Consider the following 20,256-nt stretch of genomic DNA (forward strand, 5'->3'; position numbering starts at 1 on the left):
CTGCCGCACGGCACCACACCCTCCATGGAGCTTCCTGAGACTGTCTTGCCGCGCTGGGAATTCGGTCGGGGAACGGTGCAGAAGGCCCTCCTCCGCTTCTTCCGGATCGCGGTCGCCGCGGCCTTCAACCTGATCATCCTCCTGCTCCTCTTCGGCTTGGGCATCGAAATCGTCCGGAGCGTCTGGGAGCTCGCCCCGACGCTCGTCGGAGCCGCCCCGGCCTGGAGCTTCCGGAACCTGGTCGGGCGCACGCTTTCGCTCGTGGTGCTCCTCGAGCTCCTGCGCGCCTTCGTCGAGTACTTCCAGTTCGACCGGATTCGCCTCCATGTGCTCCTGGAGGCGGCGGCGGCCTTCGTCCTGCGGGAGCTGATGCTCTCGCTCTTCGACGAGAAGATCACCGGCATCAACGTCCTGATCTGGAGCGTCGCGGTCGTCGTCCTCGTCCTGGGGCGGACGGTGGCGCTCTTTTCCCCCCCGCTCCCCGGCGCCGCGCCGAAGCGGACGCTCCCGGGAACGCAGCCGGAGGAGCCGGAGGAAAAGCGGCCGCCGGCGAGCTAGCAGATCCGCGGGAGCTGCTCCCCGGGGAGGAGCGGGAGCGGGCGCCTGCCGCCGATCGCGCTTCGCAGGAGCGTCTTGCCCGGGTGCTCGGCCGCCACCCGACCGATGGCAGCGGCCTGCGGCCATCCGCTCTGCTGGATCTCGAGCAGCGCTTCCTCGGCGATCTCGGGCGCCACGACCGCAACGAAGCGCCCTTCGCAGGCCACATAGAGGGGATCGAGCCCCAGGAGCTCGCAAGCGGAGCCGACCTCCTCTCCCACGGGAATGCGCGCTTCCTCGACCTCGATTCCCTTGCCCCCCTGCTGAGCCGCCTCGGCCAGCACGGTCGCCACTCCGCCCCGGGTCGCATCCCGCAGAAAGTGGATTCGGGATCCGAACCGGTCGAGCAGCCGGAGCACGGTCCGATGCAGCGGGGCGGTGTCGCTCTCGATCGCCGATTCGAAGGAGAGTCCTTCGCGCACCGAGAGGATCGCCACCCCATGGTCCCCCACCGGCCCATTGAGCAGGATCCGGTCGCCCACCTCCATCCTCCGGGCGGAAATCGCGGCCTCCGGATGGAGATCGCCCACCCCGGTCGTATGGAGGAAGATCCGGTCGCCCTTGCCCCGCTCGACGACCTTGGTGTCCCCGGTCACGATCGCCACCGAGCAGTCGTTGGCCGCCTGGCCGATCGAGCAGAGCACCTTCCAGAGCTCGGCGATCGGAAGCCCCTCTTCCAGGATCAGGCCGAGCGCCAGATAACGGGGCCGGGCGCCGCACATCGCCAGGTCGTTGACCGTCCCGTGGACGGCGAGCGTTCCGATGTCCCCGCCCGGAAAGAAAAGGGGAGAGACGACGAAGCTGTCGGTCGTGATCGCGATCCGGCCCGCCGTAGAGACGATCGCCCCGTCATGCTGCTCGGCCAGCGCGGGATGGGAGAAGAGTCCGAAAAGGGGCTCGAGGAGCTTTTGCATCAGCATCCCCCCGCTCCCATGGCCGAGCTGGATCTCCGAGAAGTCGAGCTTCGGGAGCGGGCAGGAGAACGCGGGATTCATGGGGCAGAGGCTGCGGATTCTTTGGTCTCGGCGCCCGAGGCGACCCCGGCGAAATGGAAGTAGGCGGCGCAGGCTCCCTCCGAGGAGACCATCGGCGCCCCCTTGGGGGCGATCGGGGTGCACTCCTTCCCGAAGAGCGGGCATTGGGGCGGCTTGAGGATCCCCTTGAGGATCTTTCCCGCCTGGCACTCCCCCGCTTCCTCGCTCCTTTCCGGATCGAGAGCAAACTTGACGCGCGCGTCGAAGGCCTTCCACTCGGAGCGCAGGTCGAGCCCGCTCCCCGGGATCGTTCCGATCCCCCTCCACTCCCGGTCGACTCGCGCGAAGATCCTCGTGAGCAGGGCTCGCGCCTCCGGATTCCCCTCCCGCCGGACGACGCGACCGTAGGCGTTTTTCGCCTCCGCCCTTCCCTCTTCCAGAAGAATGACCAGCTCGAGGATCCCTTGGAGAAGGTCGAGCGGCTCAAAGCCCGTCACCACGATCGGGACCCGGTGGCGCGCCGCCAAAGCCTCGTACTCCTCGCAGCCCATCACCGTACAGACATGGCCCGCGGCCAAGAAGCCGTCGATCCGGCAGTCGGGGTCGGTCAAGAGCGCCTCCATGGCGGGCGGGACGAGCACATGGGCCGAAAGCAGAGAAAAGTTCCGCAGCCCCTCCCGGGCCGCATGGGCGACCGCCAGGCCGTTGGCGGGGGCCGTCGTCTCGAAGCCGACCGCAAAGAAGACAACCTCTCTTCCGGGGTTCTCCCGGGCGATCCGAACCGCCTCGAGCGGAGAGTAGAGCATCCGGACGTCGGCTCCGCCGGCCTTGGCTTCCCGGAGGCTCTTCCGCGACCCGGGCACCCGGAGCATATCCCCGTAGGAGCAGAGGACGACTCCCCGCTCCGCGAGCTCCACCGCCTGGTCGATCAGCCGCCGGGGCGTGACGCAGACGGGGCAGCCCGGTCCATGGACGAGCGTGATCGCCTGGGGGAGAAGGGAGAGGATCCCATACTTGACCAGGTTGTGGGTCTGGCCCCCGCAAACCTCCATGATCCGCCACGAACGGGTGAGTGGCTCCTCGATCTTGCCCAGCAGCCGGCGGACGAGCTCGGGATCGCGGTACTCGGAGAGCAGCTTCATGGCGATCCCTCTTCTCCCGCTCCGGCAGCGGTCGCAGGCGCAGCTTCTGCCCCGAGCTCCTCGAGCTCCCCCATCTCCCGAAGCAGGGCGAAGGTCTTCTCCGCCTCGTCCGCATCGACCCGGGCGATCGCCAGCCCCACGTGGACCAGGACATAATCGCCCACCCGGGCCTCCGGCAGCAGCTCGAGGTTGACCTCCTTGACTACCCCGCCAAAGCTCGCCCTTCCCATCCGGAAGCCGTCCGGAAAGGGGGTGTAGATCTCCTTCAATTCCCCAGGAATCGCCAAGCACATCGCCTAACTCCCTTCCTTGTGGAGCGCCGGGAGCGCCACCCTTCGCCCCGCCGGCACCCGGTTGTCCTCTTTGAGCTCTCCGTTCGCCCAGGCCGAGGCGATCATCTGGCCGAAGGAGATGCTCTCGTCGTTGGGCGAAAGGTCCCGGCAACTATAGACCGAGAACCGCTCTCCCCACAAAGCCTCGATCAGGTCGACCAGAAGCCCGTTCTGGAAGACCCCCCCGGCGAGCGCCAGCTTCTGGCCGCCCACCGATTCGGCGACCCGCCCCGCAAGCTCGGCGAGCGAACGATGGAAGCGGAAGGCGATCTCCTCTGGGGGAGCACTGCGAGCCAGATCCCCGGCGATCCCTGCGCGCAGGCCCTCGAGGCTCACCACCCCTCCGGAGAGGAGCGGCAGCGGGTAGGGTTGCTCCTCCCTCCACCTCGCCACTCCACCGAGCGATCGCGCATAGCGGAGGGCCTTCGTCTCGAGCCGGCCCGCCGCCTCGCCCTCGTAGGAGGCGCGGTCGCAGAGGCCCAGGAGGCTGGCCACCCCGTCGAAGAGCCGACCGACGCTCGTCGTCCGAAAAAACCGGCCTTGTGCGAGAAGGCCCTGGTAGATCGGCCATTCGGCTGGCCGGAACCTCGCCTCCAACCGCTCCCGCATGGACGCGCAGGAGCCCCAGAGGGCGAGTGCCGAGAGGCGCGGCTCCCGGATCGCCTTCTCGCCCAGGAGCAGCGGAAACTCCTCCAGATGGGCCATCCGTTCCATCTGCCCTTCCCTCCAGAGGAAAAACTCGCCTCCCCAGATCGTCCCATCCTCGCCGAGCCCGGTCCCGTCCCAGACCGCGCCCAGAACCGGCTGCCGTTCCCAAAGGAGGGAGTGCTCCGCCAAGACCGCCCAGAAATGGGCCCGGTGGTGTTGCACCCTCTCCACGGGGAGCCCCCGCTCCCGCGCGCGGGCGAGGCCCTCCTCGACCGAGGCGTAGCCGGGATGGAGATCGACCACGATCCGCCGGGGCTCGAAGGCGAGCAGCCGGCAGAGATGGGCGACCTGCCGGCGGAAGTTCTCCTGCGCCTCCCAGCTCTCGAGATCCCCCAGGTCCTGGGAGAGCGTGAGGTTCCCTTGGTGGGCCAGGGTGACGGTCGCCTTCCGCTGCGCCCCCATCGCGAGGATGGCCGCGTCCGGGTCGACCGCGAAGCCCCCGGGCAGGAAGAGCGGGGCAAAGCCTCGGGCCCGGCGGAGGAGAAGGGGCTTGGCCAAAAAAGGAGAAAGCCGGACCACCGAATCATCCAGGGCGCTCTCGATCCCCCGGTTGTGGCTCAGGACCGCATCGACGACGCTCCCCAGGGAACCCAGGAGCTCTTCCTCGGTCGCCAGGATCGGGGACTCCGAGAGGTTCGCGCTCGTCGCCACGACCGGACCCCTCAGCCGGTCGAGAAGCAGGGCAGGCAGCGGAGCCGAGGGGAGCATGATGCCCAGGGTCTCCTCTCCCGGAGCGACTCCGGCGGCGATCCGGCTCGGCCCCTCCCTTCGACCGAGGATCACGACCGGCTTCTCGCGGCAAAGGAGCCACCGCTCCTCTTCCGGGCCGACCCGGGCTTCCCTCCGGGCCGCCGCGAGGTCAGGAAAGAGGAGCGCAAAGGGCTTGGAGGGCCTCCGCTTCCGCCGGCGCAGCTCGGCGACCGCCCGCGGATCGGTCGCATCGACCAGCAGCAGGTAGCCCCCGACTCCCTTGAGCGCGACGATCTCCCCCCGTCCGATCCGCTGCGCCGCCTCCTCGATCGCCCCGCTTCCGGAGGCCAGCGGCGTCCCCCGCGGATCGAGCAGCTCGACCCTGACCCCGCAAGAGGGGCAGGAGTTGGTCTGGGAGTGGAAGCGCCGGTCGGCGGGGTCTCCATATTCCCGGGCGCATTCCGGACACATCCGGAAGGGCTCCATCGTCGTCCGCTCCCGGTCGTAGGGCAGCCCGCGGAGGATCGAGTAGCGGGGGCCGCATTCGGTGCAGGTGATGAAGGGATAGTGGAAGCGGCGGTTCCCCGGGTCGTTCATCTCCTGCCGGCAGCGCTCGCAGAGGTCGAGATCGGGAAGGAGCAGGACCGTCGCCCTCCCGACCCGGCGGCTCTCTCGGACCACGAACCCACCATCCTCGCCCAAGGGCGCCTCCTCGATCTCGGCCCGGGTCACCACGGCGATCGGCGGATAGTCCCGGAGCAGGGCTGCGCAAAAGCGATCGAGCGCCTCGACCTCCCCCTCCACCCGGATGTCGACCCCGTCGAGGCCGTTGCTCACCCAGCCTGCCAGCCCCGACTCGCGCGCCAGCCGGTAGACGAAGGGGCGGAAGCCGACTCCCTGGACCTTGCCGTCCAGATGGATCCGCCGCGCCGCCCGGGAGGTCACCCTAGATCCCTCCCGTCCAGAGCCAGAAGACGCCGATCCCGATGGCAAAAGCCCCGGTCGCCAGGCGGGCGGCACGAAAGCCGCGACTCCCGCGTGCGGCGGGAAGGAGCACCCATCTGCCCAGCACCCAGGAAAAGAGCGCCATCCCGAGGATCGCCCCCAGCCCGAAACCGGCGATGTATCCCGCGGCCGCCACCCCATTCGGCAGGGCGAGCACCGGGAGGGCGGCGAGAAAATGGTGGCTGCCCGCCACGCCGTGGAGGAGCCCGATGCCAAGCGGGGCATGGGAGTGCCGGTGCGCCCCGCCCGCTTCCCGGTCGGAAGAGAGCGTTCCCTTCGGCTGAGCGACCGGAAAGGGGATCTGGCTCCGGAGAGCGCGCCGACAGGACCAGAGGCCGATCGCCACGAGCACGACGCCGACCAGCCGTTCGCCCCAGTGCGCGAGGGGTGCCGTCGGCAAGGCGTCCCGCAGCCAGAAGACGAGCAGGCTCAGGATCCAGACTCCGCCGCTGTGCCCGAGCCCCCAGGAAAGTCCCACCCGCCAGGCATCGCTCCGCCTCTCGATCGAGAGCGGCGCGATCGCCGCCAGGTGATCCGGCCCGGTGAGCGCATGCACGACTCCGGCAATGACGCCCGCGCCCGTAGCGGCGGCAACCAGCGAGTCGACCATCTCCGTTCCGCCCCTTCAACGAGTCACCGGCTCCGCATGGTACGAAGCCTTTGCGCGAAGCCATCCCCCCTCCACCCAGCGGAGCCACTCCTCCAGCCCCTCCCCCGTCTTTGCCGAGAGCAGCAGCGGGTCGAGGCCGGGCCGGAGCCGATGGGCGAACTCGACACACTGCTCTACGGAAAAATCGACATAGGGCAGGAGATCCGCCTTCGAGAGGAGGAGAAGGTCGGCTCCATGAAAGGCTTCGGGATACTTGCGGGGCTTGTCCTCCCCTTCGGTCACCGAGAGGATCACCACCCGCTTCCCCTCCCCCAGGTCGAAGAGAGCCGGGCAGATCAGGTTGCCCACATTCTCGATCCAGAGGATCCCCCGCACGGGGAGCGGGAGATCTTCGAGCGCGTGGCCCACCGCATGGGCGTCGAGGTGGCAGCTCTTGCCCGTCTGAATCTGCCGGACCGAAACTCCCGTGGCGCGGATCCGCTCGGCATCGAGCTCGGTCTGCTGATCCCCTTCGATGACCGCCATCGGGATCTTCTCCCGAAGCGCCTCGAGAGTGCGCACCAGAAGGGTCGTCTTGCCCGAGCCGGGGCTCGAGATCAGGTTTACCGCGAAGATGCCGTTCCGGCGAAAGACCTCCCGATTCTGGCGAGCGAAGGCGGCGTTGGCTTCGAGCAGGTCGGCCTCGAGGTCGATCCGCCTCCCGCCCCCCGCCCCGTGGTGATGGTCGTGCGCATGGGCATGTTCGTGTCCTTCTCCTCCGCATCCGCAAGTGGCGCACATCGCGTTCTTTCCTTTCCTCTTTCGTTTTCTCTTCCGTTTCCTTTGGGCCGCCCCTCGCTTCGGCTCAATCGACCTCGATCTCTCCGAGACGGAGCCCGATGTCCTCCTCGAGCATCAGCCGATAGCTCCCGCAACGCGGGCAGGCTTGCGCAAGCTTCTCCACCTTTCCTTCGTAGGAGCAGTCGAGGCAGGCCGCCTGGGCCGGGACCGGCCGGATCTCGAGAAGCGCCCCTTCGGCCAGGGTGCCGCGGGAGGCGACCCCGAACGAGAAGGCCATGACCTCCGGCTCCACCATCGCCCGGGGCCCCACGCGCAGCTCGATCCGGCGGACGCTCTTGTAGTGGTGCTGCTCGGCCTGCTCCTGGAGAATCGCGAGAATCGATCGACAGAGCGCGAGCTCGTGCATCCGTGTCCCTCTCCCTTCCCGGAGGGCGCCGCCTCGTGTCCGGCGCATGTCAGTACAGCTTCGCTCCGATCCGCTCCGGCGTCAGCAGAAAAAGCGCGCGGGCCCGCGCCACCAGATCTGCTTCCGCGTCATCTCCTGCAATCGCTCGTTTTGGGTTGCCTTCGTCGTCATGACAACACTAGGATAAAGCTAAGGAGCGCGGAGGGTGCCTATGCGAGTCTTCGGGAGAGGCGAAGGGGGGGGTTCGGCCGACGGGATCGGGGCGAGGAGCGAGTCCGAATACGAAGCGCTCCGCCGCCGGTGCGAAGAGCGCCTCCGGGAGCTCGAGGCTACCGAGCCGCTCAAGCAGGTCCATCTCCCCTCCCTCCTGCGGAGCGAGGGGATGAGCCGGCGCACCTTTCTCAAGTGGGCCTCGGCGACGACCGCTCTTCTCTTCCTGCCTGCGAGCTTCGAGAAGCTCGTCGCCCGTGCGGCAGCGGTCATGAACCGGGTGCCGGTCATCTGGGTCGAGTACCAGGATTGCGCGGGCAACTCGGAGGCCATCCTCCGCGCCGACGGCCCGACCATCGACGAGCTTCTCCTGGACGTGATCTCCCTCGAATACCATGAGACCCTGATGGCCCCGTCGGGCTTCCAGGCCGAGGCCCAGCTCGAGGATGCCCTCCAGGCATTCCGGGGGAAGTATATCCTGATCGTCGAAGGGTCGATTCCGACCGAAGGCGGCTTCGGGTTCAACGGCCCGCGCGGGGAGAGCTTCCTCGAGAACCTCAAGCGGCTCTCCCGGGATGCCCTGGCCGTCATCGCCGTGGGGAGCTGCGCCTCCTATGGCGGCATCCCCGCCGCCTATCCCAACCCGACCAAGGCGATGGGCGTCTGGGACATCGTCAAGGGAAAGCCGATCGTCAACATCCCCGCCTGCCCGATGAACCCCGCCAACCTGATCGGGGTCGTCCTCCACTATGTCCTGACCGGCACGCTCCCCGAGCTCGACTACCTCCTCCGGCCCAAGTTCGCCTTCGGCTACCGCATCCATGACAACTGCGAGCGACGCGCTCACTTCGACGCGGGCGAATATGTGGAGCAGTGGGGAGATGAGGGCGCCCGGAACAACTTCTGCCTCTACAAGATGGGCTGCAAAGGCCCGATGACCTTCAACAACTGCTCGATCATCCGCTACAACGACGGGACCAACTGGCCGATCGGGGTCGGCCGGGGATGCATCGGCTGCTCGGAGCCCGGCTTTTGGGACAAGTATGCGTACGAGCGTCCGATGGCCGGAGCCAACATTCCGGTTCCCGGCCTCTGGAACATGGGCATCGAGCGGAGCGTCGACCTTCTCGGCGTGGGCCTCTTGACCGCAGCCGGGGCCGGCATCGCGATCCACGCCTTCCTGAGCGCCAAATATGGGAAGAAATCGGACGAAGGCGCGCCCGGTGCCCCTCCCAAGGAGAAGTCATGAGCAAGCGCATCGTCGTCGACCCGATCACCCGCATTGAAGGCCACCTCCGGATCGAGGCGCGGCTCGACGACACCAACACGATCCAGGATGCCTACGCCTCGGGAACGATGTTCCGCGGGATCGAGACGATTCTCCAGGGCCGCGATCCCCGGGATGCCGGGCTCCTGGCGATGCGGATCTGCGGCGTCTGCACCGGGGTCCACTACTGGACGAGCATCCGAGCGGTCGAGGACGCCTTCGGAGTCCGCGTCCCGAACAACGCCCGGCTGGTCCGCAACCTGATCGCGGGCTCCCTCTACCTCCACGACCATCCGGTCCACTTCTACCATCTCCATGCGCTCGACTGGGTCGATGTCTTGTCGGCCCTCAAGGCCGATCCGAAGAAGGCGGTCGATGTCGCCTACCAGTTCACCGACACGCCCTGGAACGCGAGCGTCGAGCACTACCGGAAGGTGCAGCAGCGGCTCGGTGGCTTTGCCGCGCAAGGGCGCCTGGGGATCTTTGCCGGCGGCTACTGGGGCAATCCGAGCTACCGCTTCTCGCCCGAGGAGAATCTCGTCGCCCTCTCCCACTATCTCGATGCGCTGGCGATGCAGCGGGGTGCCGCCAAGATGATGGCGATCTTCGGCGGAAAGAACCCCCACCCGCAGTCGATCGTCGTCGGCGGGGTCACCTGCGTCCAGGACATTGAGAACCCGAGCCGGATCTCCCTCTTCCAGACCCTGCTCGAGGAGCAGCACCGCTTCATTCGGCAAGCCTACCTCCCGGATATCCTGATGGCCGCCCATGTCTACCGCGAGGAGGGCCTGGCCGGTATCGGGTCGGGCCTCAAGTCCTACCTGGCCTACGGCTTCTTCGACATGGACAACGAGGGTCCCGGCCGGGGCAAGACCCTCTACCCGAGCGGGATGGTGCTGGGAGGCGATCTCTCGAAGGTCTACGATTTCGACCCGGCGAAGGTGACCGAGGATCTCCTCCACTCCTGGTACCAGGGGAGCGACGGCCTCCACCCCTACGTCGGCCTCACCCATCCCGCCTTCAGCGGCCTGCGCAAGGAAGGGGAGATCGCCTATCTCGATACCGAGGGCAAGTATAGCTGGATCAAGGCGCCGACCTACGACGGCCATCGGGTCGAGACCGGCCCCCTCGCCCGCTTGATCGTCGGCTATGCGCGAGGCGATGCGCGGATCCGGGAGGCGGTCGACGGGATGCTCCAGCGCGGAGGCCTGCCCACCACCGTCCTCTTCAGCACGCTCGGCCGGACGGCGGCGCGGGCGATCGAGACCGATCTGATTGCCGAGGCCTTGGCCGGCTGGGCGCAAGAGCTCGCGAAGAACACGGCAGCCGGGGATCTCTTGACCTGGACCCCCTTCGATTTTGCGAAGGTCTCCCGCGAGGCGCAAGGCTGCGGCCTATCCGAGGCCCCCAGGGGAGCGCTCGGCCACTGGGTCAAGATCCGTGAGGGGAAGATCGAGAACTACCAGGCGGTCGTCCCGACCACCTGGAATGCCTCCCCCCGCGATCGCCAGGGCAGAAGGGGAGCCTACGAGGAGGCGCTCCTGGGCACTCGGCTCGCCAACGCCGACCAGCCCCTGGAGATCCTCCGGACCATCCACAGCTTCGACCCCTGCCTCGCCTGCTCGGTCCACCTGGTCGACTTTCGCGGGAGAGATCTGGGTACCTGGCGGGTTCTTTGAGCGGGAGGGCGTTCCGGAGGATGATGCGATGAACGGAGAAGCGAGCGGGACGATCGTCCGGGTGACCCGGATGCCGAAGAGCTGGCGGATCTTCCACTGGGTCAACTTCCTCGCGGTGTTCGCGGCGGTCGTCACGGGGATCTACATCGCCCGCCCCTACTACCAGGCGATGATCGCCGAGCCGGCGGTCCGGAAGTTCGTGATGGGATGGAATCGGGCGATCCACCTCTATGCGGCGATCACGATCGATGTCCTCTGCGTCGTCTCCTTCTACCTCTATTTCCTGAGCCGCTTCGAGCGACCGGTCCGCAAGCTCCTGCCGACCAGAGAGCATGGCCGGGAGTTCTTCGAGGTCCTGGCGAACTTCTTCACCTTCAACCGGAGGAAGCGCTTCGATTCGGCCGAGCTCGATACCTTCAACGCCGCCTGGTTCACCCTGCTCCATCTCCTCCTCCTCTTCCAGCTCTTCACCGGCCTCCAGCTCTACGTCTACAGCCTGGAGAGCGGCTTGAGCTCGGTCGGTGGCTGGTGGCCCTGGCTCATGCACGTCGCGACCGATTGGACCTACTGGGCCTTTGGCGGCCGGATGGGAGTGCGCTGGGTCCACCACTTCACGATGTACCTGCTCCTGGCCTGGATCGCCTTCCACGTCTACTATGAGATCTGGCGAACTGTCTATTGGCGCGAAGGCGACATCGCCATCGCCTTCGGTGGCGAGAAGATCGCACGCCGGCTCCCGGGAACGGCCGCCGAGTAACCTGGCCGTGATCGGCTTGGGGAACGTGATCCTGCGCGACGAGGGACTGGGCGTGCTGGCCACCTGGGCTCTGGAAGCCAATTACGCCTTTGCTCCCGAAGTCCGCTTCTTCGACGGCGGGGTCCTGGGGCTCGATCTCGTCTCCGAGCTCGAGCTCCATGCGCAGATCCTCGTCCTTGATGCGATCGCGAGCCTCGACCCGCCGGGCACGATCTACCGCTTTCCGGGCGAAGCGCTCTGGAAGCGGGAAGGCCCGGCGAGAACCGCACACGAGGTCGATCTCCTCGATGTGCTCAAGGTCGCAAGCCTCCTCGGCCCGGTCCCCGACCTGGTTCTCCTCGGCATGGTCCCCGCCGAGGTCGGCGGACCCGCGCTCGGCCTCTCCCCCGCCATCGAAAAGCCCTTTGCCCGCTTCCTGAGCCGGGTGCTCCGGGAAATGCGGAGCCTCGGGATCCGCATCCGGAAAAGGGCCGACACCTCCCTCCCCGAGATCCTCGAAGCCAAGATGCGGATCCGGCGGCCATGAGCGGCTCCTCGGCCCTCCTTCTCCTTCGGCTCGACCGGCTCGATCCGGAGAGCGGCCTCTTCGCCTCCTTTCCTGCTCAGCCCCGCGTCCCCCTGCTCCGCTTTGCTCCACTCCCCACCCATGGAGCTCGCATCCTGGAAGCGATCGCCGCCCTCGACGAAAACGCGGCACGGCTCCTGCTCCACTTCCGGAAACGCTTCCCGGCGATCTACGAGGCGGTCGAAGCGATCGGCCACGGCCTCCCGGAGGGTGAGGAGGGGAGCCTCTTCTTCTTTCTCTCGGTCTGCAGCATCGCTCTCCAGGTCGAAGAGGCGGATATTCAGGAAGCTGCCTCGCTCCCCTCCGGCCTGCAGATCGACTATGCCCTCGTTGCCCAAGGGGAGCGCTGGTGGATCGACACCCGGACGACCCTCCGCAGCCTCTGGAGCTACAAGCTGGCCGAGGTCCCGGGCGCGGTTCTCCTCTTCTCGCTCTTCGACTCCCTCGGCCAGGTGGTGGGAGCCTTTGCGGGCCGCTGCGGCGATCTGTTGCAGACCCAAGCGCTCCGGCTCTCGGGAGATCTCGCGGCCCACCCGTTTCTCCGCACGGGCCTCCGTCGCGGGCTCCCCCGGAAGTTTGCGATCGAGGAGGCGCCGACGATCGGCATCCTCTCTCCGGACGGGCTCAAGGCTTCCGGGCCAGGGACCGGGAGCTCCGACCCCGTTTCTCCTCCGGCCGCTCCCGCGGCGGGAGAAAGAGGGCCAGGCCGAGCAGAAGGCTAAGAACGATCAAGGCCATCCTCTTTCCTCTCCTCGTCTTGCTCCCACACTTCGGGCTTCACGAGCGCCCGCTCGAGCGCCCGAAAGACCACTCCGAACAGCTGAGGCGCACCCAGAAGGCCCATCATCGCCGTTGCCAGGAGCGCCGCTCCATCCGCGGGCGCAATCTCGGGGCGAAAGGCCCCCTCCTCCGTCCCCTTCCGGAGCATCGCCTCGAGGTCGCTTCTCCACTCGGCCAAGAGCCGCTGGAGGATCCGGGCGATCGCCGGAGACCGGCGGGCGCGGTGGATGAGCTCCTGCATGACGAGCAAGAGCCTCCGCTCCTTGGCCCAGTAAAAGTCGCCGTCGGCAAACTCCTGCCGGAGCCGAGCCAGCCCCGGGTTCCGCGCCCGGGGAGGCCCCGGCGCATGAAGCGTCCGAAAGCGCTCCCCCAAGTAGTCCGCCAGGCCCTCGATCAGCTTTTCCTTGGTCGCAAAGTAGTAGTGGAGGGTGGCGACATTGACGCCCGCCCGCTCGGCCACCCTCCGCGTCCGAAGCCCTTCGAAGCCATGCTCGACCAGCACCGTGATCGTGGCCTCGATGAGCTGGCTCCTCCGGTCGGAGGGGACCCTCCGGCCTGACCGCGTCGGTCCCTCCCTTTCCTGTACCGTCTGGCGAGCCTTCACCGTTTCGCTAGTCTGTCCCGCGGGAGGCGACGAGCAGCGGGGAGTGGGAACCAATCTCGAAGGATTCCACCTTGGGGAATCCCACCTCGGCCAGCCACTCGGCATACTCTTCCGCCGAGAAGACCCCGCCCTCCTCCGTGTTGAGGAACATCCGCAGCCCAAAGAGCACCGGGTCGAGCGGCCCCGTCCGCTCCCGGTTGGGAAGAAACTCGAGGATTGCGATCCTCCCCCCGGGCCGCAGCGCCTTGGCCACCCGCCCGAGGAGCTTGCGCGACTTCCCTTCCCCCTCGCTGTGAAGGATGTGGCCCAGGATCGCCAGGTCGTAGTGGGCCTCGGGCAGGACCACCTCCTGGACGTTACCCGGAAGATATTCGTACCGCCCGGCCAGTCCGTGGCGCTCCCCATAGCGCCGGGTGTAGGCGAGCACGCCGGGAAAATCGACCGCGGTAATCCTGGCCTCGGGATCGGCGTCCGCGACGGCAAGGCTCCAGACTCCCGATCCGCAGGCCAGGTCGAGCACCCGCAGTCCTCGATGGCCAGTACCCGCTCCGAGCGCCCGCGCAGCCGCAATCGCCGGAGTCCGGTTGACGACGTGCAGGAAGCGGATCAGCACCGGGAAAAACTCCTCGGCCCGCTTCTGGCGCTCGACCGGCTCGGCCGCCTCTGCCAGCCCTCCCTTTCTCACCGCCTCGGTGAGATGATCCCACGCCTCGTCCAGGATGGAGCCTTGGACCAGGTCGCCCAGGTAATCGGGGCTTCCCGGCACCAAGAGCGCTTGGGCGATCGGCAGGAGCCGGTAGGAGCCCTTCTCCTTCCCGAGAAGCCCCAGGGCCGTCAGGCCATCGAGGAGCAGACGGGTCCCACGCACGCTCACCCCGAGCGCACCGGCGACTCGCTCCGCAGGAGCGGCCGCCTTGACGAGCTGGGGGAAGACGCCGAGATCGACCGCCGCCCGCACGATCCGCGAGCCCCGGACGCTGTCCAGGCAAAAGAGAAAGGGAGCGACATCGAAGTCGAGGGAGAGCTTGCGTGCATCCATGAATTCCTCCTGGTTGGTTGTGATGGACCGCGGGAGCCTGGTCCGGCTCAAAAGTTCGCTGCGAGTGAATCAACTGATTAGTCCAGTGGCGGGAGATTGTCAACCGCTCTTTGGCGTCCAGAGGGGAGAGGCGCTCCATCGTCCCAGGGCGACGACAAAATCGAGGTCTCGGTCGCCTCCGCACGGGCTGGCTCCCGTAGAGAAAAAAAGGCCGCCCTCTGCTTCTCGGGAAAGCCGCTGGCCCAGCAGGGCTGCCAGAGGGAAGCAGCCGTAAGACAGCTTGTATCGATGATGGGGAAGGCTCTGCCAGAGAGCGGGTGACGGGACTCGAACCCGCGACATCAACCTTGGCAAGGTTGCACTCTACCAACTGAGTTACACCCGCAAGACAGCGTCCTAGTTTGGTCGGGGGGGAGCGTTGAGGCAAGAGGAAAAGATGCTTCCCTCGCGTGCCCATTGGCCATCGAGGACGTCAGGATCCCCTTCCGTAAGCGCCTGCTTGGCACTCTCGCCTCTCCCTTCTCCTCCGGGGACGGTGCGGCCGTGCGGTGGGCTGACCCCTGTCCGAAGATGCCTACGGAGCGGGCTTGACCCTGGCCCGGAGATTGCGATAATCTGATGCTCCACCAATCGGCCCGTCACAGCCCCAAGAGACTCTTGCCGCCGTGCTCGACCGACATGCAAACGGGGAGCCGCGTGAACGGAAAGCGACAGCCTGGGGGCTGACAAAAGGGGCGAAGGCAGACGATGGATCGCGGATTCCCCAAGGGTCTAAGAGTCCAAGGGTCGGTCGTCGACCTGACAACAGAGTGTAACCTACGTATCGATCGAAGGAGTTATCCAGATGGCTTATGATCAGTCTCACCGCTACAGCAATTTGAAGCTGGAGGAAGCGAAGCTCATTGCCGAGGGCAACCATGTCCTCTGCGCCTACCGGATCCAGCCGAAACCCGGCCACGGCTTCCTGGCGACGGCGGCGCACGTCGCTGCGGAATCTTCCACAGGAACCAATGTGGAGGTGAGCACGACCGACGACTTCACCCGTGGCGTCGATGCCCTGGTCTACTCGGTCGATGAGCGGGCCTTCGGTGATGGCGACGGCTTGATCAAGATTGCCTTTCCGCTGGAGCTCTTCGATCGCAACCTCACCGATGGACGCATGATGCTCTCCCAGTTCACGAGCCTCATCATCGGCAACAACCAGGGCATGGCCGACTTCGTCGGCTTGCGTCTTCTCGATGTCTACCTGCCTCCCAAGGCCTTGACTCTTTTCGACGGCCCGGCCGTCAACATCCGAGAGCTCTGGCGCATCCTCGGCCGGGCTCCCGTCGACGGCGGCTTCCTGGTGGGTACGATCATCAAGCCCAAGCTGGGCCTGCGTCCCAAGCCCTTTGCCGATGCCGCCTACGACTTTTGGCTGGGCGGGGATTTCATCAAGAATGACGAGCCCCAGGGCAATCAGCCCTTCTGTCCGATGCGGGAGGTCATTCCCCTCATGGCCGACGCCCTGCGCCGCGCCCAGGACAAGACGGGCGAGGCCAAGCTCTTCTCGGCCAACATCACGGCGGATGATCCCCGGGAAATCATCGCCCGCGGGGAGTATATCCTCGAGACTTTCGGCAACGAGGCCAATCACGTGGCCTTCCTGGTCGATGGCTTTGTCGCCGGACCGGCCGGTGTCGCCACGGTCCGCCGGCACTTCCCGAGCACCTTCCTGCATTACCACCGGGCCGGCCACGGAGCCATCACCTCGGGGGTCAACCCTCGCGGCTATTCGACCTTCGTCCACATCAAGCTCTCCCGGCTCCTCGGTGCATCGGGCATCCACGTCGGCACCATGGGCTACGGCAAGATGGAAGGGGGCAAGGAAGACCGCGACATCGCCTACATGATCGAGCAGGACAGCGCAGATGGTCCCTATTTCCATCAGGAGTGGCATGGCATGAGGGCGACGACCCCGATCATCTCCGGTGGAATGAACGCGGTCCGGGCCCCGGGCTTCTTTGATAACCTGGGCCACGGCAATCTCATCATGACGGCGGGTGGCGGCTGCTATGGGCATGTCGACGGTCCGGCTGCCGGAGCCAGGTCCTTGCGGCAATCCTACGAGTGCTGGAAGGCCAAGGCCGACCCGCTGGAGTGGGCCCAGTCCCATCGGGAGTTTGCCCGGGCCTTCGAGAGCTTTCCTCACGACGCCGATGCCCTCTACCCGCAGTGGCGCAAGGTGCTCAAGGTTGGTTGATCCCAGACTCAGTCGGCTGATCTCCCGCTGCCTGCCAGGCCAAGGGATCGGACGAGCAGGAGGGGCCCAGGGCGGAGGCACCCCGGCGAACCCTTCCCGCGGGTCCGGGAGATCGTCTACGGCAACCGGGACGAGGAAGGAGCGGGCTCCGGATATTCGCCGAGCTGGTGGATCAGCTTGGCGACCAGCGCGGTCCATCCGGCCTGGTGGGATGCACCCAGTCCCGCTCCGGTGTCGCCGTGGAAATACTCGAAGAAGAGCGGGCAGTCGGTCCAGGCGGGATCTTCCCCAAAGATCGGCCAGTTGCCGAAGACCGGGCGCCTGCCGTTCCCATCTCGCGTAAAGATCGAGACCAGCCTTCGGCTGATCTCCTGGGAGACCTCCCAGAGGTTCATGAGGCGACCCGTGCCCGTCGGGCATTCGACCCGGAACTCCTCCCCGTAGTAGTGGTGGTATTTCTGGAGCGACTCGATCAAGAGGAAGTTGATGGGGAACCAGATCGGGCCCCGCCAGTTCGAGTTGCCGCCAAACCGGTGGAGAAGGGATGCTCCCGGAGCATAGTCCAGCCGATAGAGCCTCCCGTCGATCCGCAGCTCGAGGGGATGGTCCTCGTGGAACTTTGACACCGAGCGGATCCCGAAAGGGCTCAGGAACTCCCGCTCATCGAGCATCACCCGGAGCAGCGAACGGAGCTGCTCCTTGCTCACGAGCGAGAGGAGGATCTCGCCGGCCTCCCGCCCTCCCTCCTTGTCCCCGGAAGGGGTCGTCGCGTGGAGCGGGACGATCTCCTTCTCGAGTGCGGGATGCGTGCGAAGAAACCAGCGGATCCGCTCCCGGACGCGGCCATCCTGGGCCTGGAAGAGGCTCTTGGGCACCGACCCCACCGCGAAGACCGGCATGATCCCCTGGAGGGAGCGGGCCTTGAGGGGAAGAAAGCGACCCGACGGGAGCCGGAGGACGTCGTAGTAGAAGTGGTCCTCCGGATCCCAGAGCCGCTCGCGGAGCGCCTCCGGCAGGGAGCAGACATGGTTGAGCGCCGCGGCGATGTTGCCGAAGTGGAGGAAGAACTCGGTTACGATGCCCTCGAAGGCCGGGTCCTCGCGGGCGAGCTCGATGGCGATCTCCATCATGTTGATCGTGAACAGCCCCATCCAGCTCGAGGCGTCGACCTGGTACATGGTCGAGCCGGGCGGGACCGCGCTCCGATCGAAGAGCCCGATGTTGTCGAGGCCGAGGAATCCTCCCTGGAAGAGATCGTTGCCATCCGCATCCTTCCGATTGAGCCACCATGTATAAAAAAGAAGGCAGCGATGGAAGATCCGGACGAGGAAGGCCCGGTCCCCCTTGCCGGTGTTCTTCCGCTCGATCTCGTAGATCCGCCAGGCGGCCCAGGCATGGAGCGGCGGGTTGACCTCGGAAAAGGACCACTCGCAGGCGGGGATCTGGCCGTCCGGGTGCATGTACCACTCGCTCGCCAGCAGAAGGAGCTGCTTCTTGGCATCCTCCGGATCGACCATCGCGAGCACCACCGCCTGAAAGCAGAGATCCCAGCTCGCAAACCAGGGAAACTCCCACTTGTCTGGCATCGTCAGGACCTCATGGGCGTAGAAATGGCGCCAGCGGGCGTTGGGCAGCCGATAGCGGGAGGCGGGAGGGGGCGGAAAGGCCCGATCCCCTTCGAGCCATTGCGAGACCACATAGTGGTAGAACTGCTTGTTCCAGAGCAGGCCCGCGAACGCCTGCCGCTCGATCCGGTGCAGCTCCTCGGATTGCCCGGGCACTTGCTTCCGCGCGTAAAACTCTTCGGCCTCGGAGAGGCCGCGCGCAAGGATCGCTTCCAGATCCCGGCTCCACTCCTCCGCGGGAAAGCACCGGCTCGAGAGCCGCAGCAGGATCTCCCGGCTCTCCCCAGGCCCGAGGAAGAGGGGGTAGTGGACCGCCGCCTTGGTTCCCTCCCGGAGCGGGTTGACTGTCGGAAGCCCGTGGATCAGGGAGTCGTGGATCCCATCCTTGGGATAGGGGGTCGTGTTCTCTCCCCACCCGAACCGCCGCCGGTTGGTCTCGTTCTCGACGAAGAGCAGCTCCGGGGCGGAGGGATGATAGAGCCTCATCGGGTCGAGCTCGGGATGCTCCGCCGCGATCCACCCGGAGGCGGCATCGGAAGGTCCACCCGCGCGCAGCATCGGCTTCCGCGATCCCGGGTTCCAGGACCAGGTGTTGCGGAACCAGAGCGTGGGAAGGACGTGCAGGTGCGCCGAGGCGGGACTCCGGTTCGTCACCCGGATCCGAATCGCCATATCGGTCGGCCCCTCCTTCGCATATTCGAGCCAGACATCAAAATAGGCTCCATCGTCGAAGATCCCGGTGTCCAGCAGCTCGTACTCCGGAAGGTGGAGGTCGGCCTTGCGCCCCCGGTTCTCCGCAAGGAGGTCGTCATAGGGGAACGCCCGCTGCGGATACTTGTAGAGGAACTTGAGGTAGCTGTGGGTCGGCGTGGCCTCCAGCGGAAAGTAGTACTCCTTGACATCCTCCCCATGATTCCCCTCGGTGTTGCTCAAGCCGAAGAGGCGCTCCTTGAGGATCGGATCGACCCCGTTCCAGAGCGCCAGGGCGAAGCAGAGGCGGCAGCCCTCGTCGCAGATCCCCCCCAGGCCGTCCTCCCCCCACCGGTAGGCCCGGGAGCGGGCATGATCGTGGGGGAAGAAGGACCACGCATCCCCATTCGGGCTGTAGTCCTCTCGTACCGTCCCCCACTGCCGGTCGCTCAGGTAGGGTCCCCACAGGCGCCAGGGGGCAATCCCCTCAGCCGCCTCCCGCAGCCTCTGCTCTTCCCGACTCATCGCCCCACACGTCATGGCGCCGCGGTGCGGGGTTCGCCTCCCGGTGGCTCTATCTTCTTCCCGCACAGCTCCCTGGGCATCCCCTCCCAGAGGCGAAGGCCGCCCGGAAAGGCGAGCGAGTTCTCGCCCGGGAAGCAGTGCGGAGGAAGCTTCTTGAGCAGCCGGCTATTCCCTCCCCCCAGGACCACGTAGTCCGCCTGCACGATGTAGCGGAGCAAGCTCACCACAGAGCGGACGTGGGCGCGCCATTTCCGGTGGCCGAGCCGCTCGAGGCCCGCCTCCCCCACATAGTCCTCGACCGTTCTCCCCTTGCGATAAGGCACCGCCTCGAGCTGAAGCGGTTGGAGCACTCCTTCGATGATCAAGGCCGAGCCCAGGCCCGTGCCCAAGCCCAAGAAGAGCATGTCCCCACCCCGGTAGCTCCCCAGGGCCTGCATCGCGGCGTCGTTGACGATCCGGACCGGAAGCCCAAAGCCCTTCTCGAAATCGAACGAGGTCCAGCCGGGGCCGAGGTGGCGAGGCTCCTCCGCCGGCCTCCCCTCGCAGACGGGACCCGGGTAGCCGATCGCCACACGGGAGTAGCTTCCATCCGGGGTGAGCCGGCGCACCTCGCGCACCAGCATCGCCGGCGTGAACTCGGGCCCGGTCGGAATCTCCAGGGGAGAGGGATGGCCCGAGGCATAGACCTTGACATGATGGCCGCCCACGTCGAGAACGAGCGTCTTCTCCGGCTGGCTCTCCTTTTTCTTCGACAAGATCTTCCCTTCTCCCCCCCCCAATGGGAGGAGATTCTACCGGCTTGAGCCCAGGCCACAAGAAAGACCATTCCCCTGCTGCCTCGTGGCTCGATCTTCTTTCCTCAAGCCCACTCGGGCTAGCACCCACCCGCTCGCAATCGGGCCCGCGGCACCCCCCTTCCCCTCGACGCGAAAGATGGGTGTAAGCCAAAAGTAGCCACGAGCCTGCCAATGCGGCAGGCGCAGAGCAGAGCCCAACAGCAACCCGTGGATTGTTCGCAGCCTCCGTTCG

18 protein-coding genes and 1 tRNA gene are annotated in these 20,256 nt (G+C 66.6%); 7 read left to right on the plus strand and 12 right to left on the minus strand.

The features are described 5' to 3' along the window. The first annotated feature begins 24 nt into the window (after window positions 1-24). Window positions 25-558, plus strand: a complete 534-nt coding sequence (locus MacB4_RS03270) for a phosphate-starvation-inducible PsiE family protein (protein WP_206864432.1) — start codon at window positions 25-27, stop codon at window positions 556-558. Here MacB4_RS03270 and hypE read toward each other — a convergent pair. The 7 genes from hypE to hypA form a co-directional block, all read right to left on the minus strand. Then, window positions 555-1,592 carry a hydrogenase expression/formation protein HypE gene (gene hypE, locus MacB4_RS03275; RefSeq protein ID WP_206864433.1) on the minus strand — a complete coding sequence of 346 codons (1,038 nt, stop codon included), beginning with the start codon at window positions 1,590-1,592 and terminating at the stop codon, window positions 555-557. The genes MacB4_RS03270 and hypE overlap by 4 nt on opposite strands. After that, window positions 1,589-2,713 (minus strand): hydrogenase formation protein HypD, encoded by a 1,125-nt coding sequence (gene hypD, locus MacB4_RS03280; RefSeq protein WP_206864434.1) that lies wholly within the window; start codon window positions 2,711-2,713, stop codon window positions 1,589-1,591. The genes hypE and hypD overlap by 4 nt, the downstream gene beginning before the upstream one ends. After that, window positions 2,710-3,006, minus strand: a complete 297-nt coding sequence (locus MacB4_RS03285) for a HypC/HybG/HupF family hydrogenase formation chaperone (RefSeq protein WP_206864435.1) — start codon at window positions 3,004-3,006, stop codon at window positions 2,710-2,712. The genes hypD and MacB4_RS03285 overlap by 4 nt, the downstream gene beginning before the upstream one ends. Window positions 3,007-3,009: 3 nt before the next feature. Further along, entirely contained in the window at window positions 3,010-5,388 is a 2,379-nt protein-coding gene (hypF, locus tag MacB4_RS03290) for a carbamoyltransferase HypF (RefSeq protein WP_206864436.1), read from the minus strand. A gap of 1 nt (window position 5,389) precedes the next feature. Further along, a complete protein-coding gene (locus tag MacB4_RS03295; protein WP_024807626.1) occupies window positions 5,390-6,058 on the minus strand; it encodes a nickel transporter in 669 nt (222 codons plus the stop codon). A gap of 15 nt (window positions 6,059-6,073) precedes the next feature. Next, on the minus strand, window positions 6,074-6,838 hold the full coding sequence (gene hypB / locus MacB4_RS03300) for a hydrogenase nickel incorporation protein HypB (RefSeq protein ID WP_206864437.1): 765 nt from the start codon (window positions 6,836-6,838) through the stop codon (window positions 6,074-6,076). Window positions 6,839-6,902: 64 nt separating this feature from the next. Further along, window positions 6,903-7,244 carry a hydrogenase maturation nickel metallochaperone HypA gene (gene hypA, locus MacB4_RS03305; RefSeq protein ID WP_206864438.1) on the minus strand — a complete coding sequence of 114 codons (342 nt, stop codon included), beginning with the start codon at window positions 7,242-7,244 and terminating at the stop codon, window positions 6,903-6,905. 211 nt (window positions 7,245-7,455) lie between these two features. Here hypA and MacB4_RS03310 point away from each other — a divergent pair, with 211 nt between their 5' ends. Genes MacB4_RS03310 through MacB4_RS03330 form a run of 5 tightly spaced genes read left to right on the plus strand, consistent with a single transcriptional unit; the run spans window position 7,456 to window position 12,444 of the window. Further along, window positions 7,456-8,703, plus strand: a complete 1,248-nt coding sequence (locus MacB4_RS03310; protein ID WP_206864924.1) for a hydrogenase small subunit — start codon at window positions 7,456-7,458, stop codon at window positions 8,701-8,703. Next, window positions 8,700-10,400, plus strand: coding sequence for a nickel-dependent hydrogenase large subunit (locus MacB4_RS03315; protein ID WP_206864439.1), 1,701 nt, complete (start codon window positions 8,700-8,702; stop codon window positions 10,398-10,400). Before MacB4_RS03310 ends, MacB4_RS03315 begins: the two co-directional genes overlap by 4 nt. Window positions 10,401-10,428: 28 nt before the next feature. Then, window positions 10,429-11,157 carry a cytochrome b/b6 domain-containing protein gene (locus MacB4_RS03320; protein WP_206864440.1) on the plus strand — a complete coding sequence of 243 codons (729 nt, stop codon included), beginning with the start codon at window positions 10,429-10,431 and terminating at the stop codon, window positions 11,155-11,157. After that, a complete protein-coding gene (locus MacB4_RS03325; protein ID WP_206864441.1) occupies window positions 11,111-11,683 on the plus strand; it encodes a hydrogenase maturation protease in 573 nt (190 codons plus the stop codon). Before MacB4_RS03320 ends, MacB4_RS03325 begins: the two co-directional genes overlap by 47 nt. Continuing rightward, the gene (locus MacB4_RS03330; protein WP_206864442.1) at window positions 11,680-12,444 is read left to right on the plus strand and encodes a hypothetical protein; all 765 of its coding nucleotides are present in this window, start codon (window positions 11,680-11,682) and stop codon (window positions 12,442-12,444) included. The genes MacB4_RS03325 and MacB4_RS03330 overlap by 4 nt, the downstream gene beginning before the upstream one ends. Here the strand turns inward: MacB4_RS03330 and MacB4_RS03335 are convergent. From MacB4_RS03335 to MacB4_RS03345, 3 genes are all read right to left on the minus strand, one after another. Further along, window positions 12,441-13,106, minus strand: coding sequence for a TetR/AcrR family transcriptional regulator (locus tag MacB4_RS03335; protein WP_206864443.1), 666 nt, complete (start codon window positions 13,104-13,106; stop codon window positions 12,441-12,443). The two genes, MacB4_RS03330 and MacB4_RS03335, sit on opposite strands and share 4 nt — an antisense overlap. Before the next feature lie 7 nt (window positions 13,107-13,113). Continuing rightward, window positions 13,114-14,145 (minus strand): methyltransferase, encoded by a 1,032-nt coding sequence (locus tag MacB4_RS03340; protein ID WP_206864444.1) that lies wholly within the window; start codon window positions 14,143-14,145, stop codon window positions 13,114-13,116. Window positions 14,146-14,457: 312 nt separating this feature from the next. Then, window positions 14,458-14,530: transfer RNA gene (locus tag MacB4_RS03345), tRNA-Gly, on the minus strand. A gap of 459 nt (window positions 14,531-14,989) precedes the next feature. Between MacB4_RS03345 and MacB4_RS03350 the strand changes: the two genes are divergently transcribed. After that, window positions 14,990-16,387, plus strand: a complete 1,398-nt coding sequence (locus MacB4_RS03350; RefSeq protein WP_206864445.1) for a ribulose-bisphosphate carboxylase — start codon at window positions 14,990-14,992, stop codon at window positions 16,385-16,387. 116 nt (window positions 16,388-16,503) lie between these two features. Here MacB4_RS03350 and MacB4_RS03355 read toward each other — a convergent pair whose 3' ends face one another. Continuing rightward, window positions 16,504-19,227, minus strand: a complete 2,724-nt coding sequence (locus tag MacB4_RS03355) for a glucosidase (RefSeq protein ID WP_206864446.1) — start codon at window positions 19,225-19,227, stop codon at window positions 16,504-16,506. Window positions 19,228-19,238: 11 nt separating this feature from the next. Further along, entirely contained in the window at window positions 19,239-19,982 is a 744-nt protein-coding gene (locus MacB4_RS03360; RefSeq protein WP_206864447.1) for an ROK family protein, read from the minus strand. Window positions 19,983-20,256 lie beyond the last annotated feature (274 nt).

The sequence above is a fragment of the Methylacidimicrobium sp. B4 genome, from assembly GCF_017310545.1.
In the GTDB taxonomy this organism is placed as follows: domain Bacteria; phylum Verrucomicrobiota; class Verrucomicrobiia; order Methylacidiphilales; family Methylacidiphilaceae; genus Methylacidimicrobium.

What these genes read in the sequence shown, in the direction of transcription:
- MacB4_RS03270 (WP_206864432.1), top strand. Translation starts at nt 25, where the DNA reads ATGGAGCTTCCTGAGACTGTCTTGCCGCGCTGGGAATTCGGTCGGGGA.
- hypE (WP_206864433.1), bottom strand. Translation starts at nt 1,592, where the DNA reads ATGAATCCCGCGTTCTCCTGCCCGCTCCCGAAGCTCGACTTCTCGGAG.
- hypD (WP_206864434.1), bottom strand. Translation starts at nt 2,713, where the DNA reads ATGAAGCTGCTCTCCGAGTACCGCGATCCCGAGCTCGTCCGCCGGCTG.
- MacB4_RS03285 (WP_206864435.1), bottom strand. Translation starts at nt 3,006, where the DNA reads ATGTGCTTGGCGATTCCTGGGGAATTGAAGGAGATCTACACCCCCTTT.
- MacB4_RS03295 (WP_024807626.1), bottom strand. Translation starts at nt 6,058, where the DNA reads ATGGTCGACTCGCTGGTTGCCGCCGCTACGGGCGCGGGCGTCATTGCC.
- hypB (WP_206864437.1), bottom strand. Translation starts at nt 6,838, where the DNA reads ATGTGCGCCACTTGCGGATGCGGAGGAGAAGGACACGAACATGCCCAT.
- hypA (WP_206864438.1), bottom strand. Translation starts at nt 7,244, where the DNA reads ATGCACGAGCTCGCGCTCTGTCGATCGATTCTCGCGATTCTCCAGGAG.
- MacB4_RS03310 (WP_206864924.1), top strand. Translation starts at nt 7,456, where the DNA reads ATGCGAGTCTTCGGGAGAGGCGAAGGGGGGGGTTCGGCCGACGGGATC.
- MacB4_RS03315 (WP_206864439.1), top strand. Translation starts at nt 8,700, where the DNA reads ATGAGCAAGCGCATCGTCGTCGACCCGATCACCCGCATTGAAGGCCAC.
- MacB4_RS03320 (WP_206864440.1), top strand. Translation starts at nt 10,429, where the DNA reads ATGAACGGAGAAGCGAGCGGGACGATCGTCCGGGTGACCCGGATGCCG.
- MacB4_RS03330 (WP_206864442.1), top strand. Translation starts at nt 11,680, where the DNA reads ATGAGCGGCTCCTCGGCCCTCCTTCTCCTTCGGCTCGACCGGCTCGAT.
- MacB4_RS03340 (WP_206864444.1), bottom strand. Translation starts at nt 14,145, where the DNA reads ATGGATGCACGCAAGCTCTCCCTCGACTTCGATGTCGCTCCCTTTCTC.
- MacB4_RS03350 (WP_206864445.1), top strand. Translation starts at nt 14,990, where the DNA reads ATGGCTTATGATCAGTCTCACCGCTACAGCAATTTGAAGCTGGAGGAA.
- MacB4_RS03355 (WP_206864446.1), bottom strand. Translation starts at nt 19,227, where the DNA reads ATGAGTCGGGAAGAGCAGAGGCTGCGGGAGGCGGCTGAGGGGATTGCC.